This is a genomic window from Erythrobacter sp. S57(2025) (assembly GCF_057365055.1).
Map to the genome: position 1 here is coordinate 1,463,076 of NZ_CP200299.1, position 21,898 is coordinate 1,484,973.

Below are 21,898 nucleotides of genomic sequence, written 5' to 3' on the forward strand. Positions count from 1 at the left end.
AACCACTGGTAATATAGAGTTATTGTTTTCTGCTTCTTACCAAACGGAGAAAAGTAATGAAGGCAATCAAGACAGCAGCCGTTTCGTTGGCATTAGTTTGTGGCAGCTTAGCCGCACCATCAATGGCTGGAACGCCATACGGCCCGTATGACACTTTCATCGTGAACTTTGGTAATGGGGTATGCGGTGTGTTCGCCGAGGGGCCAAATGGAGTCGTGCAAATAGACGAATTTCCTTGTCCTAGAGAATTTCGCGGCGACCTCTAAGAAAGCTGAGGGAGGCTGTTGAGCCTCCCTCATATTACTGCGCACGGCATGAAGGTCGCGCAAAGTCGCTAACCCGCCAAGCTCACATGCCCGCCCTGATGCCGTTCCAGGTCGCCTGACAGCTCCAGCTCCAACAAAACCATTTGCACGGTCCCTGCACTCGCGCCCGATTGGCGGATCAACTCATCCAGCGCAATGGGCGCTGTGGTAAGTAGCCGAGTGATAGCTTCACGTTCATCGCCGCTCGTCTTGCCCTCGCCCCATTGCAGATTGCGCAGTTCGGCATAGTCGAATGGCGCCGCGTCCTCGGCGACCCGGTAGTGGGAGCGGGGCTGTCCAGTGAAGCTTTGGAGCAGCTCGATCACATCGGCAGGCTCGCTCACCAACAACGCGCCTTCGCGGATCAACTGGTTGCAGCCATGGGATCGCGTATCTAGCGGGGAGCCGGGGATCGCCATGACCTCGCGCCCCGCCTCGCCCGCCAGCCGCGCGGTGATGAGCGAGCCTGATTTGGGCGCGGCTTCGACCACCAAAGTGCCGCTCGCAAGCCCTGCAATAATGCGGTTGCGGCTGGGAAAGTGACGCCCGCGTGGCTCAGTGCCCGGAGGCTGCTCTGCAATCAGAAAACCCTTATTGGCGATCCGCTCCTGAAGGTCTTCGTGTTGCGGAGGATAGGTAATGTCGATCCCGCTGGCGATCACGCCAATTGTCTGCGGAAAAGCGCCTTCATGCGCCGCGCCATCAATTCCGCGAGCGAGGCCAGAAACGACCGTAAAGCCCGCCTGCGAAAGCTCACTGGCAAATTCCCGCGCCAGCTTACAAGCCGCAGCAGAGGCGTTGCGTGCGCCGACCATTGCCACACATGGCTCATTCGCCAGCTCCAATCGACCACGACATGTCACGATGGGAGGCGCGCTGTCGATCTCTGCGAGCAATGCGGGATAATCGGGCTGGTCATGAAATAGGTATCGCGCGCCCGCTGCCCTCACCCCTTCGATCTCTTGCTCAATCCGATCCGTGGGTGCTGGCCGATAGGTGCGTTTACCTCGCGACCCCAGCTCTGGCAGTGCCTCAATTGCCGCAACCGCAGAGCCGCAGCGCGCAATCAGCTGCGCGTAGCTGACAGGCCCAATATTGGGCGAGCGCAGCAAGCGAATGCGCGCGAAGGCTTCTTCTTGGGAGAGAACCAGATGCGACCCTGAACCCTCCATCAGATGTGATTTCCTATCATTTCATGCCCATCACTTTTTGCCGCCGATCTTTGGTTCCTCACCCTTCACAAGCCGCCCAATATTGTCACGGTGAAGATAGATGATAAGACCCGCAATCGCAGCGAGAACAGGGAAGAATTGCGGATAGCCGAACAAAGCTGCAGCCGCCGCTGCAGCCACAACCGCGCTCATCCCGGCAAGTGAGGAGATGCGGAAAATACCCAGCATGGAAAGCCACACCGCTGCATAGGCAAGCCCGATCGGCCACGCGAGACCAAAGGCAACGCCCGCATTGGTCGCAACGCCTTTGCCACCCTTGAATTTTAGCCACACGGGATAGCAATGGCCGATCACCGCACCGCCTGCGGCGAATGCTTTGGCAACGTCGGATGTTTCCCCAGCCCAGATCATCCCAGCGGCGAACACAGGCGCGAAACCTTTGAGCAGGTCGAGCAGCAATGTCCCCGCCGCAAGCCCTTTATTCCCGGTTCGCAGCACATTGGTTGCGCCGATATTGCCAGAGCCGATATCGCGCACATCGCCCAGCCCCGCTGCCTTTGTCAGCAGCAGGCCGAACGGGATTGATCCAAACGCATATCCCAAAATCGCGGCAAAGAATGCTTCCATGATCCCCCTAAAGCCTGCGGATGCGGCTTTCCTTTTGATCTTGCCTAAGTAATAGACCCGGACACGACAAGTCACAGTTAGGCAAAAGCAGTCATTTCTGATCCATCAGCCCCCATTCTTATATTCGATACAGGTGTTGGCGGGCTGACCGTGCTTGCCGAACTGCGCAAGGCTATCCCGCAAGCGCCCGTGATCTTCGCTGCTGATTATGCAGGCCAACCCTATGGCCAAAAGACGGAGCCTCAGGTCGCCGCTCGCGTCGCTGGTCTACTGGGGCGGATGACGGAGCGTTACCGCCCTCGCCTTGCCTGCATCGCCTGCAACACCGCGAGCACAATTGCGCTTGGCAATGTGCGCGAAGTGCTTGAAATTCCGGTGGTGGGCACCGTGCCCGCCATCAAGCCGGCGGCGGAGAACACAAAGACCGGCGTGATTGGATTGCTCGGCACCGCAGGGACAATCCGCCAAAGCTATGTCGATGATCTCGAACGTGACTTTGCATCGCAAACGACATTGCTGCGCCATGCCGCGCCTGAGCTGGTGGGTGAGGCAGAGCGCAAACTTCGCGGGATAGCGCCCGATCGCAAGGTCCTTGCAGCTGCGTTGAATGCTCTCACTGAGGGTGATTCCACGATGGGGATCGACCACGTGATCCTGGGCTGCACGCATTTCCCGCTGCTCAAAGAAGACCTCGAGGATGTGGCTGTGTTCGACCTCGGCTGGTCGCCCGATGTCCGTTATGTCGATGGTTCTGCCGGAATTGCACGCCGCATTGCTCACTTGCTGGACGGTACGATCTTTGAGCGCACCGTTCCTGACCGCGCGATCACAACCGGCGATTTGGCGAGCATGGAAGAGCTGCGGCCCGTTCTCAAAAGTCACGGAATCGATCAGATTGAACGGTTTTAGTCGCGATCCATTCGCAAAGATCGCTATTTAAAATTGCGCTCGCGCTGGTAAAAGCCGCCGCCAAGAAACCAATAGGCCAATCGTGGGTTATTGACTTCAGAACCGAGCAAATCAGTAGCAAAGCGTGAGTGCAGTGAACTACGATCAGATCTTTGATAGTGCGATTGACCGGCTGCACGAAGAAGGCCGCTACCGCGTCTTTATCGACATTATGCGCAACAAAGGCGCGTACCCCAATGCGCGCTGTTTCCACGGGCATAACGGGCCCAAGCCGATCACTGTTTGGTGCTCAAACGATTACCTTTGCATGGGCCAGCACGATGTTGTGATCGGCGCGATGGAAGACGCGTTGCACGATGTTGGCGCGGGCTCTGGCGGCACGCGCAATATTGGCGGCAACACGCATCTGCATGTCGAGCTTGAAAAAGAACTCGCCGAGCTGCATGGCAAAGACGCAGCGCTCACCTTCACCAGCGGCTATGTCTCCAATGATGCGACATTGTCGACGCTGGGCAAGTTGCTGCCCGGCTGTGTGATTTTCTCCGATGCGCTGAACCACGCCAGCATGATCGCAGGGATCCGCAATTCCGGCTGTGAAAAGCGCGTCTTTAAGCACAATGATCTGGCGTATCTCGAGCAATTGCTCGCCGCAGAAGACCATGACACACCCAAAGTCATCGCCTTTGAGAGCGTCTATTCGATGGATGGCGACGTCGCCCCGATCCACGCGATCTGTGACTTGGCTGAGAAATACAACGCGCTCACCTATATCGACGAAGTGCACGCAGTTGGCATGTATGGCGAACATGGCGGTGGCATTTCAGAGCGTGACAGCGCCGCCCACCGCATCGACATTATCGAAGGCACTTTGGGCAAAGCGTTCGGCGTCATGGGCGGCTATATCGCAGCCGACACCCGCATCGTTGATTGCATCCGTTCCTATGCGCCCGGCTTTATTTTCACCACCTCGCTCTCGCCCGTTCTGGTCGCAGGCGTGCTGGCATCGGTAAAGCACCTCAAGCACTCCAACGTAGAGCGCAATGCGCAGCAACAGGCAGCCGCGACGCTCAAGCTGAAGTTTGCAGAAGCCGGCCTGCCCGTCATGGACAGCACCACGCATATCGTGCCGCTGATGGTCGGCGATCCAGCTCGCGCGAAGAAGATCAGCGACATCCTGCTCGCCGAATACGGCGTCTATGTGCAGCCGATCAATTACCCCACCGTGCCCCGCGGCACAGAGCGCCTGCGCTTCACCCCCGGCCCGCACCACTCCGAAGCAATGATGACCGAGCTGACAGAAGCTTTGGTGGAAATCTGGGACCGTCTGGAGATTGAGCTGGCTGAGGCGGCTTGAGCCAACATGAAGCGTGACATGGATTTCGTCCGCGATCTCATGTTGGAGATTGAAGATGGACGCGGTCGTTTTCAAACGCTTTCACCCGAATTCGCCATTTTGACTGACGATGAGGACGAGTTTGCAGCGACAAATGAGGATGCTGAGAAGATGGATTATCATCTGCATCTTCTACTGGACGCTGGGTACCTATCTGCACCAAAGAGATTTAGTAGTGGCCTTTGGTTGGTCGAACGACTGAGCTGGGAAGGCCACGATTTCTTGGATGCCGTACGCGATCCTAAAGTTTGGGCGCTGACCAAGAAAACCGCGAATGAAGCTGGTGGCTTCACCTTAGATCTACTGAAAGACCTTGCAGCCGGGTTCGTCAAAACTCAGGTTAAGAAGAACACGGGACTAGAGATTTAGTGGCTTTAGGTCCGGGTTGAATTCAAATTCTGGCTCGTCCACACTCCCGCCTAAGAGGGAGAGAGAACATGGCGACCACATTCGATAGAGCCGCGCTTGATACGGGTGCTTTGGACATACGCCCGATGACGCCTGCGATTGGCGCGGAGATTCTTGGGATTTATTTGGGCGCGTCCGATATTGCTGACAGCATCCCGGCAATCCGGTCTGCCCTGCTCAAACACGGCGTGATCTTCTTTCGCGACCAAGACCTCACCCAAGAACAGCACATCGCCTTTGCTCGGCATTTTGGTGATCTAGAGGTTCACCCGGCCACTCCCAAAAATCAGCCCAATCCCGAGGTCTTGCGCATCGCGCATGGTCCCAAAAGCCGGGGGCAGGAGAATTACTGGCATTCTGATGTGACATGGCGGGAGAAGCCGTCGCTCGGCTCGATCCTGCTTGCGCGCGAAGTGCCGGAGTGTGGCGGCGACACCTGCTTTGCCAATATGCACCTCGCCTATGAGCGTCTGTCCGACCAAATGAAGCGCTTTTGCGAAGGGCTCACAGCGGTGCACGATATCAGCCGCGTGTTTGCCAAGCGGATGGGTAAAAGCCCGGAAGAGCTGCAAAAGGATTACCCGATGGTGCGCCACCCCGTAATCCGCACCCATCCTGAGACGGGCGAGCGGGTGATCTATGTGAACACCGCCTTCACTTCGCATATCGAAGGGCTGTCCAAAGAAGAATTGAGCTGGCTGCTCGCCCATCTGTACAAGACCGCGATGGATGCAGAGATCCAGTGCCGTTTCCGCTGGCAAGCAGGCTCGATCGCGTTTTGGGACAACCGCGTGTGCCAGCATCTTGCCGTTTCCGACTACTTCCCCGCGCGCCGAGTCATGGAGCGGGTGACGATTGCGGGCGACAAGCCGTATTTCGAGGCGTAATCCAACACCCGTGCCGTAGCGTCCTTTGCGCCCTGCCCGCCATGCGGTAGCTCTCACTCAAACGAGATTCGGGAGAGACATACGTGTACGGCAACAAAGATCAGAAATATGATGAAGTGGTGATGGGTCGTCGTTCGGTTCGCGGCTATCTCGACAAGCCTGTGCCGCAAGAATTGCTCGAAGAAATTCTAGCGATGGCGATGCGCTCGCCTTCCTCGATGAACACGCAGCCTTATCACTTCCATGTGATCACCGGCGAACCGCTCGACCGCATTCGCAAAGGCAACACCGAACGCATCCTTGCAGGCGAACCCGACAGCCGGGAATTTCGCAAAGGCCACCCATTCCAAGGCGTGCACCGCGACCGCCAAGTGGGCTGCGCGATCCAATTGTTCGAAGCGATGGGCATTGGCCGCGATGACAAGGAAAAGCGCCAGGATTGGGTGCTGCGCGGCTTTCGCCAATTCGACGCACCCGTCTGCGTGATCATCACCTATGACAAAGAGCTCTCCGACGCCGACGACACCGTCTTCGATTGCGGAGCGGTCACCACAGCGCTGGTCAACGCCGCATGGAGCCGAGGCCTAGGCTGCGTCATCAACTCGCAAGGCATTATGCAATCACCAGTGGTCCGCGAACACGCCAGCATCCCGGACGATCAAGTGATCATGAAAGCGGTAGCGCTAGGCTGGCCCGATGAAGAGTTTCCGGCAAACCCGGTGAAGATCACTCGGCGCTCCGTTGAGGAGGCGGCGACGTTTGTGGGGTTTGATTGAGGACCTGCAAGTGGCGTTGGCAAGCTACTTGAGTATTGCATTTAGACGCGAATTTGGATGAGAGTTATTGGTTTTGGGCCCGCGTCACTCGTCATTGATCGCTGGCTTTTGGTGCGAGTTAGTTCACATTCGCGTCTGGCGGCTGTGCTGCGCCATTGCGTCTTCAAGTCTCGAATACAAATATGGCCCGACGCGGTAGAGAATTGATGTTACCACGGTGATCCCCTCCGGGAGCGGGGTTGGCGCCCTTGATCCCAGAGAGCCGCCTTCGCTTTCCCATTCCACGATTCCAGACTGATCGGTCTTCACTGGGTTTGGCGGGCTGATCATGTCATGCGCGCTTATTTGGGGGATGACGCTCATCACGAGGCCAGCCCAAATCGGATAAGCCATTCGCCTTTCGCCACTCCACAATACGCTTCGCACGGCCGCTCATCAGATTGATCGCTTCTTTGCGCTCTTTAACCGATCCTGAGCCGTCGACCTTCATGGCCGCTAGCTGGTGATCGAATAGAAATTGATTCATCGGCATGGGAGATATCCTTGCGATTGGGGTGGAGCGTGGGCCGGGAGCAAACCCCCCGGCCCCGCTATTGTTCGTTCAGCCCTGCTGGTTGCTGGCCTGTGACTTCTGGTCTTGGCCGTCGCCCTGCTGATGCTGCAAGTTCACTGCGCTTTTCTTGCCGCCATCGACTTCGCTGGTTTCATAGCTGAAACGCTGGTCGACTTTGGGGACCTGACTTTCTCGCTGGAGATCCGACTTCTTGAACCGGAGTACGTCTCCACCAATTTCAGCGGTAATCGAGCCAGAACCTACGCTACTGTCATAGCTCTTGATCTTGCCAAAATGTGTCATCTGTAATTCCTTCACACGTGTGTGCAGCGCGCCAGAATAGACCCGGCTGCGACTAAGAGGCGGAACTGAAGGAAAGAGCTTCCAATTGCGGAAGCGATGACCGTCGATTGCGACAGGTAGCTAACTCTTAAGATGGTAAGATTTTCGCGAAGTTCAACCAGAGAGCCGGAAAGAACCAGTCTCGGGATCGATGAACCTAATGATCAGTGAGCCGTCCCTTACCGCAAGCTCACCACATTATCTGACGCCTCGCGTCGGCGTGAACCATCAAACAAGCTCATCATTGGCTCGTCGGTCACGACAACGCATTCGGCATCGCCGAAGCCGTTAAAGCCGGTTTTCATCGCCGCGCCATAGGCGCCGAGCATGCCGATCTCGATATAGTCGCCTGCTTGGATGTCGCCGGGTAGTGCGAAGGGGCCGGCCATGTAGTCGGCATCGTCGCAGGTGGGGCCGTAGAATGCGAAGTCCTCGTCCGCATCGCGCAGGTTTTCGGCCAGCGCGTTTACGGGGAAACGCCATGCGACATGGGCTGCATCATACAGCGCGCCGTAGGCTCCGTCATTGATGTAGAGCTCGGTGCCGCGACGTTTTTCCACGCGCACGATCATGCTCGAATATTCAGCTGCCAGCGCCCTGCCCGGCTCGCACCACAGTTCTGCGTTGTAAGCGATGGGGAGCGCTTCGAAATGCTGGTGGATGATCGCGAAATAGTCTTCGAGCGGGGGCGGCTCCATATCCGGGTAGATGCTGGGAAAGCCTCCGCCCACATCGATCATGTCGATCACCACGCTGGCATCGGCAATTGCGGCTCTGGTCCGGTCGAGAGCTTGCACGAAGGCAAATGGCGACATCGCCTGACTGCCGACGTGGAAACAAATGCCCAGCCAATCGCAATGCTGGCGGGTGACCTGCAGCAACTCGGGCAGGTCGGTGAGGTCGCAGCCAAATTTACTCGCCAGCGACAATTCAGAGTATTCGCTCGATACGCGCAGGCGCACCAACAGCCGCAGATCGCCCGCTGCCTCGCCCGTTTCCGGATCGCGGCAAATCTCTACGATCTTCTCCAGCTCCTCGATCGTATCGAGCGTGAAGGTCTTCACCCCATGCTCAAAATAAGCCTCACGAATGGCACCGCGCGTTTTGATCGGGTGCATGAAGCACAGTTCGGCTTCGGGCAGGATGGACCGGACCAAGCGCACTTCTGCGATGGAGGCCACGTCGTAATGGGTGACACCCGCCTCCCACAGGACCTGGATCAGGTCAGGCGCAGGATTGGCTTTGACGGCGTAAAGCACTTTGCCGGGAAATTTGCTCGTGAAGAACCGCGCCGCGCGCCGCGCTGCATGCGGGCGGTTAAGGATCACCGGATCATCGGGCTGGAGAGCCTCAGCTACAGATTTTGCGTCAGGATAGGTGTGCAACTCAAGGGACCCCCAGAAGGTTCAGCTGGTTAAAACCAAACAGTTTAGAGGCTGCCTTGCGGTCAAAGTCCCTTGGGGCAGCGGTTGCGCGGCCTTAGTCTTTCCGCGCAGATTCGCAATAAAAATCGTGCGCAGGCCAGATGGTTCCGGCCTGCGACACAAAAATTGTTAGAAGCTGACCTGTGGCGCCTGATCAACAGTGCCACGCTCGCTATCGTCGAGCTGGTTGAAGTCTGCGTTCTGGAAGCCAAGCGCGCCAGCAAACAGCACCGCAGGGAAATTCTCACGTGCGGTGTTGTACTGCGCCACAGCTGCGTTCATTGCGCGGCGAGCGGCGGCCAGCTTGTCTTCGATATCGGCAAGCTCACGCTGCAATTCTTGAAAGTTTGCAGATGCTTTGAGGTCCGGATATGCCTCACCCAATGCCAGCAGGTTATCGAGCGCGATTTTGAGGCCTTGCTCACTCGCACTGTCGGGCTGATCCTTTTTGGCAGCGGTGTTACGCGCTTGGATGACAGCTTCGAGCGTCGAGGCTTCGTGCCCCGCATAGCCTTTCACCGATTCCACAAGGTTCGGGATAAGGTCATGACGTTGGCGCAGCTGCGCGTCGATATCGGCGCGTCCCTGACGCACATTCTGACGCAATCCGACGAGGCTGTTGTAAATGCCAATCACGACAAATACGAGCAGCGCCAAGACACCAAGGCTGATCCAACCAAACATTCCCATTTCTATACCCCTCCTTTACGGGCTGTAAGTATAGTACGGCTAAATCGTTAAGGAAAAGGGGCAGGTTTGACGATGCGCGCTGATATTCAAGGTTTGATGGAAGGGGAACTGGGAAACTGGCTCTCTGATCAGCAGGCTATGCGCGAAGAAGCCAAGACAAAGGCTTATAATCGCTGGTTTTATGGTGGACTTGGCCTGTTGCCGGTTCTGGCTTTTCTGTGGTTTGCGCCGCTTCCCATTGGCAGTTTTCAACTCATCTTGAGCGCAATGGCCATCGGCGCGGTCGGTTATTGGGGCTATGTTCCGATCAGCGAAGCCAAACGGGCGATCAAAATCGGCATTAACTCAGCCATCGCGCGCGATTTGGGCATTTCCTATGATCACGATGTCGAACCCGGCGCAGAATTCGATGCGTGCCTCAATTACGGGCTCGTCCCGTCAAGCGACCGCGAAAGCTTCGAAGACCGCTGGTACGGCGCGCTAGAGGGGCATGGCTTCAACCTTTACGAAGCGCATTTGGAAGAGCGCCGGGGTTCCGGCAAAAACCGCCGCTGGGTAACGGTGTTTCGCGGCGCGATCATGCATATGGAGTTTGGCCGCAAGTTTCATTCCACCACCCTCCTCCAACGCAAAGGCAAGCATAAGAAATGGTTCGGCCTTGGCGGGCGCAAGGATGAGGTGAGCTTTAACGGGCACTCACTGCGCTATGTCGATCAGGTGCACCCGGCTTTCGAAGATGTGTTCGACGTCTATTCCGACGATCAGGTCGAAGCGCGTGTGTTGATCCACCCCAGCTATGTCGAGCATCTGGTCGCGCTGGAACAGGCGTTTCACGGCGATGCTATCCGCGCGCTGTTCTCTCGCGGCGAAGTGGTGCTGGCGATTGAAAGCGGCGACCTGTTCGAAAGCGGCAGCATGGATGCAGCCGACGATCACGCCCGCGTTGCCGAGGCGGCTGAGCAATTCGGCGCGATGGCGCGGCTGGCCACAGCGATCAACCAGAACGAGCGGGGACGGGTGCTTAACCAGCGCCCCGATCAGCCAGCGACGAAAGCGCCCCCGATCACAGACACCGCGCGCGAAACGTCTAGCCCATCGCCGGGTGGGTTCGGGCGTAAGAGGCTGTAGAACAGCGCTCGCTCAATCGAGGTCGAGTACGGCGCGGTATTTCTCGCCATCCACCTCGCGAAAAATGAGCAGGTAGGGCGATGGAAAAACGTCCTCGACACCCTGTTCTTCCCAAAGCTTTGAGATCGCAGCCCGCGCCTCGGGAATCTCGTCCCACTTCTCGTCTTCGCCATAGCCCACGAACGCCATCGGAACCCCGTTTAGGCTCGGCCAGGTGAACGGGTTAAAGGTCGAGAAATCTTGGAGTGCGCTTCATGATTTCGCTGACGAGCGGGTCAGTGTGCTCGAGCGCTTCAACATCGGCATCATGCATCGTATAGTAGGGCCCAGTGCCATCCACCGGAAAAAGCTCGCCGATGCGACCTTCGTGCAGGCACTGCGCGCAGATACTGGCCCCTTCTCGCTTCGGACCATAGTACCCGCCTTTATAGCGCCAAATGTCGCGCATTCCGCAAATGTGGCAGGCCTCTCCGGTTATCTCAAACAGCGGCTTCTCGCCTTCCACGGAGTCGTAGCAGGTCGGGAAGAAGCGGAAGTGAGGCTTGGCAAAGGCTTGCGAAGGCGCAGTCGCAAGATCGATCTCTGGGAGCGGTGCGATTGGCTCGTGAGATCGTGGGGACGCTGGCGGTCGATCCTCAATTGGCCGCGTCGCCACGAGAGGCCCTTCAGGAGGCTTGCGGAAGAGGTTGAGAAACCAGTCCATAGCTCAGCTCAGCCGATCTCGGAAATCTTCATATTCGAACCGTTTCACGCATTCGAGCGCGTCGGTGTCGCTGTCCCATAGCCAGATGCTGGGCAGCTGGACGCCGTTAAACGTATTGGTCTTCACCATCGAATAATGCGCCTGATCGACGAATGCGAAGCGCGCGCCAGCCTGCGCGGGTACAGGCAAACGATAATCGCCGATCACATCGCCTGCGAGGCAAGATGGCCCGCCAAGCCGGATCGGGATGCTGTCATCCGAAAGCTCGCCCAACATGGCCGGGCGATATGGGGCCTCCAACACATCGGGCATATGGCAGGTGGCGGACACGTCGGTGATGCCGATGGGCACTTCGTTGAAGCCGGTATCGAGCAGAGTGCCCACCAGAATGCCTGCGTCCAGCGCCACCGCTTCGCCCGGTTCGATAATGATTTCAGCGCCCGTGTCATCGGCTGCATCTTTCAGCAATTCGACCAGTTCATCACGCTCATAATCGGCGCGTGTGACGTGGTGCCCGCCGCCCATATTGATCCATTTGAGCTGCCCAAACCACGGCTCAATCGCGTCAAACACCTTGTCCCAAGTCTGCCGCAGCGGTTCGAAGGTTTGCTCACACAGATTGTGGAAGTGGATACCCTCCACCCCTTCCATCGCCTCTTCGGTCAATTGGTCGATGGGAAAGCCAAGGCGCGACCCCGGAGCGCTGGGATCGTACTTGGGCACTTCGCCCGTCGCGATCATCGGGTTGAGGCGCAGGCCCACACTCACATCCCCGCCCGTCACAGCGGCTTGATCCAGGATCAGCGCCGCGCGTTTCATTTGCTCAGGCGAATTGAAGATCACATGGTCGGAAAGCCTGCAAATCTCGTCCAGTTCCTCCGGCTTGAACGCAGCGGAATAGGTCGCAATCTCACCATCGTAGAACTCGGACGCCAGCCGCGCTTCCCAAAGGCCGCTAGTGGAAACCCCATCGAGATATTCGCCCACAATATGCGCGGTGGACCACATCGAGAACGCCTTGAGCGCGGCAAAGACCTTTGCACCTGACGCATCACGAATATCGGCCAGCACCTGACAATTCGCGCGGATCTTCGCCGCATCCACAACAAATGCGGGACTATCGACGCGGGAGAGATCGAAATGCGCAAAAGCGCCCGGATTGCCTGCTTGGGTTTGCATGGCGACCTATCTAGTCAATTTGCCGCGCTTGTCATCGCTGCTTTTGTGCAACTTGGGCTTAGCAAAGAAGGGTGTTAACTTCGGGTGCGTCAACGAAATGGGGGGATCAAGGATGCGGTGGTTGCTGGCATGGCCTGTATTGTTTCTTGCGGCTGCGCTCGGAGCGACAGTGCCACAAGGATCGATCGACGCTTTTCTAGACACCGAAATGGAAGCCTCGAACGCACCGGGCCTCGCCTACGCCATTTCCGAAAACGAAGGCGTCACGACCGGCCATCGCGGCGTGACGCGGATCGGAACGAGCGCCCCGGTCAACGATGAAACTGTCTTCCTTATCGGTTCGGTGTCAAAGAGTTTCACCGCGCTCGCGATCTTGCATCTAGTGGAGGCAGGACAGTTGGGGCTGGATGACCCGGTCAGCCAGTATCTCGACATGTTCGAAGTGGGCACACCAGGCGGAGACACAACGATCCGCCAATTGCTGAGCCACACCAGTGGCTATTCAATCCTGCAGGGCAATCAGTGGCACGATGATTTCTCGATGGATGCGGACGTGTTTGAGCGCCGCGCCGAGGAGATCGCTCAGCTCGATCCGGCCCGCGAGCCGGGCACGAGCTGGGATTATTCCAACGCCAATTACATGCTGCTTGGGCGATTGATCGAGGTCGCCAGCGGGCAAAACTATGCCGCTTACGTCAACGAAAACGTGCTCGCTGCTGCCGGCATGTATGACAGCTTTGTCCATGACAGCGACAGTGTTGAACGCCTCGCAACAGGGCACACTCCTTGGTTCGGGATGCGCAGGCCACTGTTCGACAATCGAACCGGCTTAGGGATCGTAGCAGGAGGCGGCATCGCCTCAACCGCGCCAGATATGGGCCGCTACATGGCCATGATGATGAATGGTGAGGATGACGTCATCTCCGCCGAGAACAAGGCGCTGATGATGCAGCCCGCAAACGAGGCTTCGCCCAATTATGGGCTGGGCTGGTTCCTCGATACCGAGCGGGGGATCGTCTTCCATTCTGGCGCGAACATCGGATACGAGGCGCTCGTCACCATGGTGCCTGCGCAGCGCAAGGGCGCAGCGGTGATGGTCAATGCAGGCAGTGGCTTTGGCTTTGGCGATGTGAACCACATTCGTCAGGGCGTCACGGCGCGAGCCCTAAGCCTCGACTATGAAGGGACCGGTGCGGGATGGGGCATCAAGTCTGCCTTCCTTTCGATCGTGCTGTCACCGCTCCTTTTCCTGCTGGGCGCGGTGCAGACATGGCGCAAACGCGCTGAGCTTCGGGCCAAATCAGGCTGGTTCAAACAAGTCAGCCTTTGGCTGCCGCTGCTGATGACCTGCGTACTCGCCTACGTCCTGCTCGCGGTGATCCCGTCGCTGTTCGGCGTGCCTCTCAGCGCAATAGGGCTATTCGTGCCGGACCTGTGGGTGGGTCTGGTCGCAACTTCGGTGACGGGGATTGGCTGGGCGCTTCTTCGCCTGGGCCTCGCCAATACGGGCAAGGCCAAAGCAGGCTAAAACCCAACCGGCCCATCGAGCTCTTTCACCTGCCATGGCAGGCCGTGCTCGTTCAGCATTTCCATGAAGGGATCGGGGTCCATTTCTTCCATGTTGAAGACGCCCTCACCCGACCACACGCCCTGCACCATCATCGCTGAACCGATCATCGCAGGCACACCGGTTGTATACGAAACCGCCTGATTACCGGTCTCTTCATAGGCGGCTTCGTGCGAGCAGATGTTGTTGATGTAGAACGTCTTCTCACCTGAGCCGTCGAGCGCTTCGCCGGTTGCGATGCAGCCGATATTGGTGTTGCCCTTGGTCGTCTCGCCCAATGATTCAGGCTTTGGCAGAACAGCGGCGAGGAATTGGAGCGGGATGATGTCTTTGCCCTGATAGCGGATCGGCTCAATCCCGGTCATGCCGACATTCTGGAGTACGGTGAGGTGCTTGATATACTCATCGCCGAACGTCATCCAGAAACGCGCGCGCTCCATTTCCGGGTTGAACTTGGCAAGGCTCTCCAGCTCCTCGTGATACATGAGATAGGCCTGCCGCGTTCCCACTTCGTCAAAGTCGAACGGGGTTGAAACGTGCATGGCGGGCGTTTCGACCCACTCGCCGTTCTCCCAATGCCGCGCGGGGGCTGTCACTTCGCGGATGTTGATTTCCGGGTTGAAGTTGGTCGCAAAGGCCTGCCCGTGATCGCCGCCATTGCAATCGAGAATATCGAGCGTGCGGATCGTTTTGAGTTTATGCTTCTTGAGCCACATCGTGAAAACGCTGGTCACGCCGGGATCAAAACCTGAACCGAGCAGCGCCATCAAACCGGCTCCCTTGAACCGATCATGATAGGCCCACTGCCAAGAATATTCGAACTTCGCCTCATCCTTTGGCTCATAATTCGCGGTGTCGAGATAGTTCACGCCTGCCTCAAGACACGCATCCATGATCGGCAGGTCTTGATATGGCAGGGCGAGATTGACGACGAGCGATGCGCCGACCTTGCGGATCAGGTTGACCATTGCAGGCACTTCTTCCGCGTCGATCTCGTAAGTCGCAACATCCTGACCCGTGCGCTCTTTGACCGAAGCGGCGATGGCGTCGCATTTGGACTTGGTCCGGCTGGCGAGATGGATCTCTGGGAAAATCGCAGCATTCATTGCCATTTTGTGGACGCATACGGAGCTGACGCCCCCTGCCCCGATCACCAGAACTTTCGACATAGACCTGACCTTTCAAATTCAATTCTTGCAGCGCGCTTTAGTGTAATGTTTCTGGGTGCTCAATTGATCCAAACTATTTCCTACAAGGGTCGCTTGCGGCATAGCGAAATCATGCAATTCTCAATTCCAACATGTCCTGTAGGATACGCGTTGAAAAACCCAATGAAATCAGTGAGCTTTTCTTCCCTAGGACCGTGTAACATGCGGTCCATGTCTCGGACGGGATTTGGGTCATGAGCGCTGCTCGTCTGCCCACTCGCGAAGGCGTTCAAGCCGCTGCTGACAGCATCGCTGCGATCCTGCCGCCTACCCCGCTGCTGCCGGTCGAGATCAACGGCGTTAAGGTCCATGTGAAGGCGGAGAACCTGCAACCCATCGGCGCGTTCAAGATCAGAGGCGGCTGGTGGCGGCTGTCGAACCTGACAGAAGCGGAGCGTGCAGCAGGTGTGGTCGCGGTCTCCTCAGGCAATCACGCACAAGGGGTCGCATGGGCGGCCAAGCGGCTGGGCATCAAGGCCACCATCGTGATGCCGCATGACGCCCCGCAGGTGAAGCTCGACAACACGAAGGCGCTGGGCGCTGAGGTCGTCCTCTACCAACGCCCGCAAGAGGACCGCGATGCCGTCGCTGCCACGCTGATCGAGGCGAATGGCGGCGTGCTAGTCCATGCCTTTGGCGATCCATGGGTGATCGAAGGGCAAGGCAGCGCCGGGATCGAAGCAGCTGCGCAGTTGGCCAAGGAGACAGGACGCGAGCCAAGCCGCATCATTACCTGCTGCGGTGGTGGCGGGCTGGCTGCGGGGTTAGGCCTCGCCTGCCCTGACGCGAGCGTGCATGTGGTCGAGCCGGTCGGCTGGGACATGGTGGGCCAAGCGCTCGCAAGAGGCGAGCTGGTCCACGCAACCAAGGATGCACCCAAGACGATCTGCGATGCGCTGCAACCCAATGTGACCAAGCAGCTCAACTTGGACCTGCTCTCTGGCAGAGCAGAGCCGGGCGTCAGCGTAACCGATGATGAGGTGCGCGATGCTCAACGCTGGGCCTTTGCGAACCTGCGACTGGTGATCGAACCGGGCGGTGCAGCAGCGCTGGCGGCCGCATTGGCGGGCAAAGTGGCGGTGGATGAGGGGACCGTCATCATGATCACAGGTGGCAATGCCGACCCCGCAGCCTATGCCGCAACGATTGGAGAACGCGCCTAACTCAACAAACCGTCACATCATCGACATGACTGTGCCATAATGGACGCAATGACGCCGGAACCCCCGATTCCCCGACGTCACCCCTCAGGAGGCATACCCCGCTATGAACGCTCAGACCAAAGGCATCATCAAAGATGCAGTGGTTCGCAAAGACGCAAGTACCAAGGACAAGCTGCTCGATAAGGCCTTCGCCCTTGCCTTCAACGGCTTCGTCTACGCCCAGATATGGGAAGACCCGGTAGTGGATATGGAGGGCCTTGCGATCCAGCCCGACAGCCGCGTGATGTGCATCGCCAGCGGTAGTTGCAATGCGCTTTCCTACCTTACCGCTGATCCGCTACAGGTAACCGCGGTTGATCTGAACAAGGCGCACGTCGCGCTGGGTCAGCTCAAGATTACGGCAATCAAGCACCTGCCCAATTACGAACGCTTCCAGCGCTTCTTCGGTCATGCTGACCACAAGGAGAACAAAGCGGTCTATAAGGAGATGATTGCCCCGCATCTGGACGCAAGCAGTCGCAAGTACTGGGAAAAGCGCGACATCAAGGGTCGCAGACGTATTTCCTACTTCACAAAGGGGCTGTATCGAAAAGGTCTCCTCGGCAACTTCATCGGTTTGGCGCATCTGTTTGCGAAGCTGTACAAGGTGGATCTGTCGAAACTGCTCAAAGCGGAAACGATGGAAGAGCAGCGTGAGGTGTTCGAAACTGAGCTTGCGCCGGTGTTCGACAAGAAGTTCGTAAGGTGGCTGACAGACCAGCCAGCCTCGCTGTTTGGCCTAGGCATTCCGCCTGCTCAGTTTGACGAGTTGGCTGGCGATGAACGCATGGCAGAAGTCCTGCGACGGCGGCTGGAGAAGCTGGCCTGTGACTTTGAGATAAAGGACAACTACTTCGCATGGCAGGCCTTCGGGCGAGGATATGACCGCAAGGAAGAAGCGCCCCTGCCCCCCTACCTCCAGCGCGCGAATTGGGAGGTGATGCGCGAGCGGATCGACCGGCTCGACGTGGTGCGCGCGAACATGGTTGAGTGGATCGGGGAGCGTGAGGAGGCGTCGATGGACCGCTTCGTACTGCTCGATGCGCAAGACTGGATGAATGATGCGCAGCTGGATGAGCTGTGGGGGCGGATCACCCGCGCCTCTCGCCCCGGTGCGCGCGTGCTGTTCCGCACCGCGGCTGAACCCACGATGCTCCCCGGCAGGCTGGACGATGCGATCCTGTCGAAGTGGCGCTATCTGGAGGAGACATCGGCAGACCTGACCGCGCGCGACCGCTCCTCGATCTATGGCGGTGTTCACCTATACGAGCTGGCCTGATGGACGAGGCAAAACCTGCGAATGGCGGTGGCCATGCCGCGCTGATGGACAGCGTCTACAAGGGCCAACGCCACATCTATGACCTGACCCGCAAGTACTACCTGTTTGGCCGGGACACGCTGATCGAGGGGCTGAATGCAAAGCCAGGCATGCGAGTGCTGGAGGTCGCTTGCGGTACTGGGCGCAACCTTGCCAAGATCGGTAAGACATGGCCCGGAGTAGAGCTTTACGGCCTCGATATCTCCGCTGAAATGCTCAAGAATGCGCGCAAGGCATTGGGTGACAACGCGTATCTAGGCCAAGGCGACGCCTGCTCCTTCGACGCGTCGACCGTGTTCGGGGAAGAACGGCTGAGCGAGAGTGGGTTTGACAGGATCGTGCTATCTTATGCCCTCTCCATGATCCCCGATTGGGAAGGCGCATTGGCGCATGCAGCAAGCCAGCTTTCACCGGGCGGGGAACTGCATGTGGTCGATTTTGGTGATCTCAGCGGGATGCCAGGGCCATTTGAAGGGATGCTGCATCGCTGGCTTGCAAAGTTCCATGTGCAAACGCGCAGTAGCATGCCGGAGGTGGCGAGTGGGATCGCAGCGGCAAGCGGGCTGGATCTGACATCGCGCCGTGGCAAGCTTGGCTACTTCCAGCTGCATGTGCTCAAGGCGCAACCCAAGTGATCGGTTGCAATTGACAATTCACCATCGCTCTCGCAGTTAGGCCTCAAGAGAGGGGATCGCTGACATGCAAGCGCAAATGCTCGCGCCAGCTGCCGTTTTGGTGGTATGGACGCTCATCATACTGTTCTGGATTGTACCTGTGCGCTTCGGCGCCATTGCCAAAGCGGACAAGTCGCAATTCACAGGCAAAACAGGCGGCCGAGGGCAAGACCTAGAGGGCAAGATCCCGGACAAGGCAAACTGGCCTGCACACAATCACACGCATCTGCACGAACAACCCACGCTGTTCTACGCTGTGGTTTTGATCCTTGCGATTGTTGGCCCTGGCGCGTTTGATGTGCTGCTAGCATGGATCTATGTCGGCATCCGCATTGTCCACTCGCTATGGCAAATCCTAGTCAATAAGCTGCCTTTGCGATTTGGACTGTTTCTGATCAGTACTATTGTGTTGGTAATACTCGCAGTGAGAGCCGTCATGGCAACCGCATTCGCAGACCCAAGTCTCGCCCCTCAGTAAGGACGTCAGATGAGAGAACAAATCATCATGCAAGGTATGGACATTCTTGGCCCTGCAGTTGCGCTTATGATCTGGACCATGATCATGTGGGCTTGGATGTACGCAACCCGGATCCCGGCGATGGGCAAAGCGCCCGGCATAAACGACCCAGCCAAACTGGTGGGGACAACCGGCGCAAGTCTGCGGCAAGAATTGCCCGAGAGCGTCAACTGGAAAGCAGACAATTACAATCACCTGCACGAAGCCCCCACGGTCTTCTACGCCGTAGCGATCATCCTAGCGATCCTTGGCCAAGGTGATGGAATGAACGCATTTCTTGCGTGGATTTACACCGGACTGCGCATTGCTCACAGCCTTATACAGGTCACGGCAAACCGAGTGATTGTGCGCTTTGTACTATTCGCACTTTCCAGCATCGTTTTGATTGTGCTGATCGCAAAAGCGGCGCTGGTCGTGTTCGCCTGAGTGTGTGGCGCGGCGGAGGTTCACTCCGCCGCTTCAACAGCCTCTTGCTCGTCCTCAAGTGCGGCCAGATACCGCTCTCCATCAAGCGCGGCCATGCAGCCCATTCCGGCTGCGGTCACGGCTTGGCGATAGACATGGTCAGTCACATCCCCCGCGGCAAAAACGCCTGGGATTGCGGTCTTGGGCGTACCAGCCTCGACATCGAGATACCCGCTTTCGTCCATTGCCAGCTTGCCTTTGAACAGCTCAGTGGCCGGCGCATGTCCGATCGCAACAAACGCGCCATCGGCTTCCAGTGTGGAAGTCTCGCCCGTCACAGTGTCCTTGAGCACCAAATGCCCCAACGTTCCGTCTTCGCCCGGCTGAAAGCTTTCGACCGTCTTGTTCCACAGCGTTGAAATCTTGTCAGACTTGAACACACGATCCTGAAGGATCTTCTCCGCGCGGAACTCATCACGGCGGTGAATAATAGTCACATCATCAGAGTGATTGGTAAGGTAAAGCGCCTCTTCCACCGCGGTGTTGCCGCCGCCGATCACAGCGACCTTTTTGCCGCGATAGAAAAAGCCATCACAGGTTGCACAAGCTGACACGCCCTTGCCGCCAAGCTCTTGCTCTCCTGGCACCCCAAGCCATTTGGCTTGAGCGCCCGTGCAGATCACCAGCGTATCACCGATATATTCATCGCCGCTATCGCCAATGGCTTTAAATGGAGGGCCGTTCTCCAGATCGACGGAAACGATTGTATCCCACATCATTCGCGTGCCTACATGCTCTGCCTGAGCCTGCATTTCCTCCATCAGCCAAGGCCCCTGGACCACGTCGCGATAACCGGGATAGTTTTCGACATCGGTGGTGATCGTCAGCTGGCCACCTGGCTGCAAGCCCTGCACAACAATAGGCTCCAGCATGGCGCGCGCTGCATAGATTGCGGCGGAATAACCAGCAGGACCGGAGCCGATGATAAGCATTTTTGTGCGATGAGTAGCCATGTGATTTCTCTTTGAAGTCTGCAATCAGTTCGGTTCATGATATGGGGGCGCGTTAAACGCTTGTCACGTCAGGAAGCGTTCTCTCAGACGAGCTTTCCTTGCCTCATCCACACCTAATGTTTGCGCGAGAAACGTATCGAGCGATCCATGATCCCGCTCGACCTCTGCAAAGTAGGTCTCGATGTATTCGGGCAAGACACCCATCAGATTGCGCACCGCCTGCTCCTCAATCTCTCCGTAATGCGCTTCCATTCGTGGCAGTGATTGCCGCTCAAGGATATGCTGCGTGGGAGCATCATTGGTCAGCAGGAATTCAGCGATGTAATCGTCCCTGTGCACGCCCAGCACATGGAGAAGCAGGCTCGCTGCCATTCCCGTGCGATCTTTTCCGGCAAAGCAATGAACCAGACTTCCCCCATCATTGCTGTCTAGAGCACTAAAGTAGCGCGAGAACATGTCGATCATCGCAGGATTGACCGGCATCCGCGTGTAGACCGAGAGCATGCGCTGACGCGCTTTTTCCGCGGTCATGTCCACTTTGTCCCAGCCCCCTTCATGCGGCGGGGAGCTTGTCGTCTCTCCATCATAGGCGATGACCTGCGCGGAAAATTCAGGATGGCGACGACATGGAAAGCTAGTGCGTTCGCTTATCCCGCGAAGATCGATGATCGTGCGAATATCAAGCGCTTCGAGGAGGTCGAGATCGTCTTCACTCGCCTCCATATGCTGGCCCGAGCGGAACAGCAGACCCTTCCGCACACGCTGACCGTCTCCCGCTGAATACCCACCATAATCACGCAGGTTATGGATGCCCTGTGTCGTCAGGAACGGACTGTTTTCTTGCGTTCGAATCATAGTCTCAAGCACTGACAGTGCAGCACCCTCACGGCAACCTTCGAGCAGGCAAAGCCTGCGCAAAGACCCGTAAGTAGGCGCGCGGAGGATCGCGAAAAGGCGGAATTGGGATACTTTCGGCTAGAAACTTAACCATAGCCTCAATTTCAACCGCTCAGTCGTGAAGGGCAATCTGACCAATGGCACATATCTTAATTGCCGATGATGACGAACTCATCGCCGAGCTGGCCTCGCAGGCTTTGATCGATGCAGGCCATGCATGCGGGTGGGTCACAAGCGGTGAGAAAGCATGGGACGTGGTGGGAAAAAGGCGACCAGATGTGCTTTTGCTGGATCAGAATATGCCAGGCATGTCAGGTGTCTCATTGCTTCGCAAATTGCGTGGGTCACCCAACTATTACGATTTGCCTGTCATCATGTTCACCGCCATGAGCGGCGCCGAAGACGAAGCGCAGGCGATTTATGCGGGTGCGCAAGACTTTGTTCGCAAACCTTTCGATCCGCGCAGTCTAACTAGCCGAGTGCAACGCGTCCTATCAAAGCGGCGCGACAAACCCAGGCATACTGATCTAAAAACACACCTTGCGAGAAGCTCGGGCCTAATCCGCGAAGCCGAACCGTCAGTAAGGCGATTTATCTAGGT

25 protein-coding genes are annotated in these 21,898 nt (G+C 57.5%); 13 read left to right on the forward strand and 12 right to left on the reverse strand.

Annotation, left to right across the window (positions count from 1 at the left end; genetic code table 11):
- Window positions 1-334 precede the first annotated feature (334 nt).
- Both dprA and plsY read right to left on the reverse strand, forming a co-directional pair.
- Window positions 335-1,477 (reverse strand): DNA-processing protein DprA, encoded by a 1,143-nt coding sequence (gene dprA, locus AC0V6N_RS07075; RefSeq protein ID WP_486170876.1) that lies wholly within the window; start codon window positions 1,475-1,477, stop codon window positions 335-337.
- 30 nt (window positions 1,478-1,507) lie between these two features.
- Window positions 1,508-2,104, reverse strand: a complete 597-nt coding sequence (plsY, locus tag AC0V6N_RS07080; RefSeq protein ID WP_486170877.1) for a glycerol-3-phosphate 1-O-acyltransferase PlsY — start codon at window positions 2,102-2,104, stop codon at window positions 1,508-1,510.
- Between the two features lie 93 nt (window positions 2,105-2,197).
- Here plsY and murI point away from each other — a divergent pair, with 93 nt between their 5' ends.
- The 5 genes from murI to AC0V6N_RS07105 all read left to right on the forward strand — a co-directional run bounded on the left by murI (window position 2,198) and on the right by AC0V6N_RS07105 (window position 6,477).
- Complete coding sequence (gene murI, locus AC0V6N_RS07085) at window positions 2,198-3,013, forward strand: glutamate racemase (protein WP_486172442.1); 816 nt, start codon at window positions 2,198-2,200, stop codon at window positions 3,011-3,013.
- Between the two features lie 133 nt (window positions 3,014-3,146).
- The gene (gene hemA / locus AC0V6N_RS07090; RefSeq protein WP_486170878.1) at window positions 3,147-4,367 is read left to right on the forward strand and encodes a 5-aminolevulinate synthase; all 1,221 of its coding nucleotides are present in this window, start codon (window positions 3,147-3,149) and stop codon (window positions 4,365-4,367) included.
- Window positions 4,368-4,373: 6 nt separating this feature from the next.
- Window positions 4,374-4,775, forward strand: coding sequence for a DUF2513 domain-containing protein (locus AC0V6N_RS07095; RefSeq protein ID WP_486170879.1), 402 nt, complete (start codon window positions 4,374-4,376; stop codon window positions 4,773-4,775).
- A 68-nt stretch (window positions 4,776-4,843) separates the two neighbouring features.
- Window positions 4,844-5,701, forward strand: a complete 858-nt coding sequence (locus AC0V6N_RS07100) for a TauD/TfdA dioxygenase family protein (RefSeq protein WP_486170880.1) — start codon at window positions 4,844-4,846, stop codon at window positions 5,699-5,701.
- Window positions 5,702-5,784: 83 nt separating this feature from the next.
- A complete protein-coding gene (locus tag AC0V6N_RS07105) occupies window positions 5,785-6,477 on the forward strand; it encodes a nitroreductase (RefSeq protein WP_486170881.1) in 693 nt (230 codons plus the stop codon).
- Between the two features lie 123 nt (window positions 6,478-6,600).
- Here AC0V6N_RS07105 and AC0V6N_RS07110 read toward each other — a convergent pair whose 3' ends face one another.
- The 4 genes from AC0V6N_RS07110 to AC0V6N_RS07125 form a co-directional block, all read right to left on the reverse strand.
- Entirely contained in the window at window positions 6,601-6,870 is a 270-nt protein-coding gene (locus AC0V6N_RS07110; RefSeq protein ID WP_486170882.1) for a hypothetical protein, read from the reverse strand.
- Window positions 6,871-7,078: 208 nt separating this feature from the next.
- Complete coding sequence (locus AC0V6N_RS07115; protein ID WP_486170883.1) at window positions 7,079-7,333, reverse strand: cold-shock protein; 255 nt, start codon at window positions 7,331-7,333, stop codon at window positions 7,079-7,081.
- A 218-nt stretch (window positions 7,334-7,551) separates the two neighbouring features.
- Window positions 7,552-8,757, reverse strand: a complete 1,206-nt coding sequence (locus AC0V6N_RS07120) for a type III PLP-dependent enzyme (RefSeq protein WP_486170884.1) — start codon at window positions 8,755-8,757, stop codon at window positions 7,552-7,554.
- 168 nt (window positions 8,758-8,925) lie between these two features.
- Window positions 8,926-9,486, reverse strand: coding sequence for a LemA family protein (locus AC0V6N_RS07125; protein WP_486170885.1), 561 nt, complete (start codon window positions 9,484-9,486; stop codon window positions 8,926-8,928).
- Window positions 9,487-9,558: 72 nt separating this feature from the next.
- Here AC0V6N_RS07125 and AC0V6N_RS07130 point away from each other — a divergent pair, with 72 nt between their 5' ends.
- Window positions 9,559-10,614 (forward strand): DUF3137 domain-containing protein, encoded by a 1,056-nt coding sequence (locus AC0V6N_RS07130; RefSeq protein ID WP_486170886.1) that lies wholly within the window; start codon window positions 9,559-9,561, stop codon window positions 10,612-10,614.
- Between the two features lie 12 nt (window positions 10,615-10,626).
- Here AC0V6N_RS07130 and AC0V6N_RS07135 read toward each other — a convergent pair whose 3' ends face one another.
- Genes AC0V6N_RS07135 through AC0V6N_RS07145 form a run of 3 tightly spaced genes read right to left on the reverse strand, consistent with a single transcriptional unit; the run spans window position 10,627 to window position 12,496 of the window.
- Complete coding sequence (locus AC0V6N_RS07135; RefSeq protein ID WP_486170887.1) at window positions 10,627-10,803, reverse strand: hypothetical protein; 177 nt, start codon at window positions 10,801-10,803, stop codon at window positions 10,627-10,629.
- Window positions 10,804-10,837: 34 nt separating this feature from the next.
- Window positions 10,838-11,269, reverse strand: coding sequence for a CbrC family protein (locus AC0V6N_RS07140; protein WP_486170888.1), 432 nt, complete (start codon window positions 11,267-11,269; stop codon window positions 10,838-10,840).
- Between the two features lie 51 nt (window positions 11,270-11,320).
- Complete coding sequence (locus AC0V6N_RS07145) at window positions 11,321-12,496, reverse strand: carboxynorspermidine decarboxylase (RefSeq protein ID WP_486170889.1); 1,176 nt, start codon at window positions 12,494-12,496, stop codon at window positions 11,321-11,323.
- A gap of 112 nt (window positions 12,497-12,608) precedes the next feature.
- Here AC0V6N_RS07145 and AC0V6N_RS07150 point away from each other — a divergent pair, with 112 nt between their 5' ends.
- Entirely contained in the window at window positions 12,609-14,024 is a 1,416-nt protein-coding gene (locus AC0V6N_RS07150) for a serine hydrolase domain-containing protein (RefSeq protein WP_486170890.1), read from the forward strand.
- Here the strand turns inward: AC0V6N_RS07150 and AC0V6N_RS07155 are convergent.
- Window positions 14,021-15,232 carry a saccharopine dehydrogenase family protein gene (locus tag AC0V6N_RS07155; RefSeq protein WP_486170891.1) on the reverse strand — a complete coding sequence of 404 codons (1,212 nt, stop codon included), beginning with the start codon at window positions 15,230-15,232 and terminating at the stop codon, window positions 14,021-14,023. The genes AC0V6N_RS07150 and AC0V6N_RS07155 overlap by 4 nt on opposite strands.
- A gap of 233 nt (window positions 15,233-15,465) precedes the next feature.
- Between AC0V6N_RS07155 and AC0V6N_RS07160 the strand changes: the two genes are divergently transcribed.
- The 5 genes from AC0V6N_RS07160 to AC0V6N_RS07180 all read left to right on the forward strand — a co-directional run bounded on the left by AC0V6N_RS07160 (window position 15,466) and on the right by AC0V6N_RS07180 (window position 19,408).
- Window positions 15,466-16,434 (forward strand): threonine ammonia-lyase, encoded by a 969-nt coding sequence (locus AC0V6N_RS07160; protein ID WP_486170892.1) that lies wholly within the window; start codon window positions 15,466-15,468, stop codon window positions 16,432-16,434.
- A gap of 103 nt (window positions 16,435-16,537) precedes the next feature.
- Window positions 16,538-17,752, forward strand: coding sequence for a BtaA family protein (locus tag AC0V6N_RS07165; protein WP_486170893.1), 1,215 nt, complete (start codon window positions 16,538-16,540; stop codon window positions 17,750-17,752).
- On the forward strand, window positions 17,752-18,426 hold the full coding sequence (locus AC0V6N_RS07170) for a class I SAM-dependent methyltransferase (protein WP_486170894.1): 675 nt from the start codon (window positions 17,752-17,754) through the stop codon (window positions 18,424-18,426). Before AC0V6N_RS07165 ends, AC0V6N_RS07170 begins: the two co-directional genes overlap by 1 nt.
- 64 nt (window positions 18,427-18,490) lie before the next feature.
- Window positions 18,491-18,943, forward strand: coding sequence for an MAPEG family protein (locus AC0V6N_RS07175; protein WP_486170895.1), 453 nt, complete (start codon window positions 18,491-18,493; stop codon window positions 18,941-18,943).
- 27 nt (window positions 18,944-18,970) lie between these two features.
- A complete protein-coding gene (locus AC0V6N_RS07180) occupies window positions 18,971-19,408 on the forward strand; it encodes an MAPEG family protein (protein WP_486172443.1) in 438 nt (145 codons plus the stop codon).
- Between the two features lie 20 nt (window positions 19,409-19,428).
- Here the strand turns inward: AC0V6N_RS07180 and trxB are convergent, their stop codons facing one another.
- Entirely contained in the window at window positions 19,429-20,400 is a 972-nt protein-coding gene (trxB, locus tag AC0V6N_RS07185) for a thioredoxin-disulfide reductase (RefSeq protein WP_486170896.1), read from the reverse strand.
- Window positions 20,401-20,463: 63 nt separating this feature from the next.
- Window positions 20,464-21,255: a tyrosine-protein phosphatase gene (locus AC0V6N_RS07190; RefSeq protein ID WP_486170897.1), complete on the reverse strand. Its 792-nt coding sequence runs from the start codon at window positions 21,253-21,255 to the stop codon at window positions 20,464-20,466.
- Between the two features lie 179 nt (window positions 21,256-21,434).
- Between AC0V6N_RS07190 and AC0V6N_RS07195 the strand changes: the two genes are divergently transcribed.
- Complete coding sequence (locus AC0V6N_RS07195) at window positions 21,435-21,896, forward strand: response regulator (RefSeq protein ID WP_486170898.1); 462 nt, start codon at window positions 21,435-21,437, stop codon at window positions 21,894-21,896.
- Window positions 21,897-21,898 lie beyond the last annotated feature (2 nt).

Bases quoted from the DNA above. Each gene is read 5' to 3' on its own strand.
- dprA (WP_486170876.1), bottom strand. From the start codon at position 1,477: ATGGAGGGTTCAGGGTCGCATCTGGTTCTCTCCCAAGAAGAAGCCTTC.
- plsY (WP_486170877.1), bottom strand. From the start codon at position 2,104: ATGGAAGCATTCTTTGCCGCGATTTTGGGATATGCGTTTGGATCAATC.
- AC0V6N_RS07095 (WP_486170879.1), top strand. From the start codon at position 4,374: ATGAAGCGTGACATGGATTTCGTCCGCGATCTCATGTTGGAGATTGAA.
- AC0V6N_RS07100 (WP_486170880.1), top strand. From the start codon at position 4,844: ATGGCGACCACATTCGATAGAGCCGCGCTTGATACGGGTGCTTTGGAC.
- AC0V6N_RS07110 (WP_486170882.1), bottom strand. From the start codon at position 6,870: ATGGCTTATCCGATTTGGGCTGGCCTCGTGATGAGCGTCATCCCCCAA.
- AC0V6N_RS07115 (WP_486170883.1), bottom strand. From the start codon at position 7,333: ATGACACATTTTGGCAAGATCAAGAGCTATGACAGTAGCGTAGGTTCT.
- AC0V6N_RS07125 (WP_486170885.1), bottom strand. From the start codon at position 9,486: ATGGGAATGTTTGGTTGGATCAGCCTTGGTGTCTTGGCGCTGCTCGTA.
- AC0V6N_RS07130 (WP_486170886.1), top strand. From the start codon at position 9,559: ATGCGCGCTGATATTCAAGGTTTGATGGAAGGGGAACTGGGAAACTGG.
- AC0V6N_RS07135 (WP_486170887.1), bottom strand. From the start codon at position 10,803: ATGGCGTTCGTGGGCTATGGCGAAGACGAGAAGTGGGACGAGATTCCC.
- AC0V6N_RS07145 (WP_486170889.1), bottom strand. From the start codon at position 12,496: ATGCAAACCCAAGCAGGCAATCCGGGCGCTTTTGCGCATTTCGATCTC.
- AC0V6N_RS07150 (WP_486170890.1), top strand. From the start codon at position 12,609: ATGCGGTGGTTGCTGGCATGGCCTGTATTGTTTCTTGCGGCTGCGCTC.
- AC0V6N_RS07155 (WP_486170891.1), bottom strand. From the start codon at position 15,232: ATGTCGAAAGTTCTGGTGATCGGGGCAGGGGGCGTCAGCTCCGTATGC.
- AC0V6N_RS07160 (WP_486170892.1), top strand. From the start codon at position 15,466: ATGAGCGCTGCTCGTCTGCCCACTCGCGAAGGCGTTCAAGCCGCTGCT.
- AC0V6N_RS07165 (WP_486170893.1), top strand. From the start codon at position 16,538: ATGAACGCTCAGACCAAAGGCATCATCAAAGATGCAGTGGTTCGCAAA.
- AC0V6N_RS07170 (WP_486170894.1), top strand. From the start codon at position 17,752: ATGGACGAGGCAAAACCTGCGAATGGCGGTGGCCATGCCGCGCTGATG.
- AC0V6N_RS07175 (WP_486170895.1), top strand. From the start codon at position 18,491: ATGCAAGCGCAAATGCTCGCGCCAGCTGCCGTTTTGGTGGTATGGACG.
- AC0V6N_RS07180 (WP_486172443.1), top strand. From the start codon at position 18,971: ATGCAAGGTATGGACATTCTTGGCCCTGCAGTTGCGCTTATGATCTGG.
- trxB (WP_486170896.1), bottom strand. From the start codon at position 20,400: ATGGCTACTCATCGCACAAAAATGCTTATCATCGGCTCCGGTCCTGCT.
- AC0V6N_RS07190 (WP_486170897.1), bottom strand. From the start codon at position 21,255: ATGATTCGAACGCAAGAAAACAGTCCGTTCCTGACGACACAGGGCATC.
- AC0V6N_RS07195 (WP_486170898.1), top strand. From the start codon at position 21,435: ATGGCACATATCTTAATTGCCGATGATGACGAACTCATCGCCGAGCTG.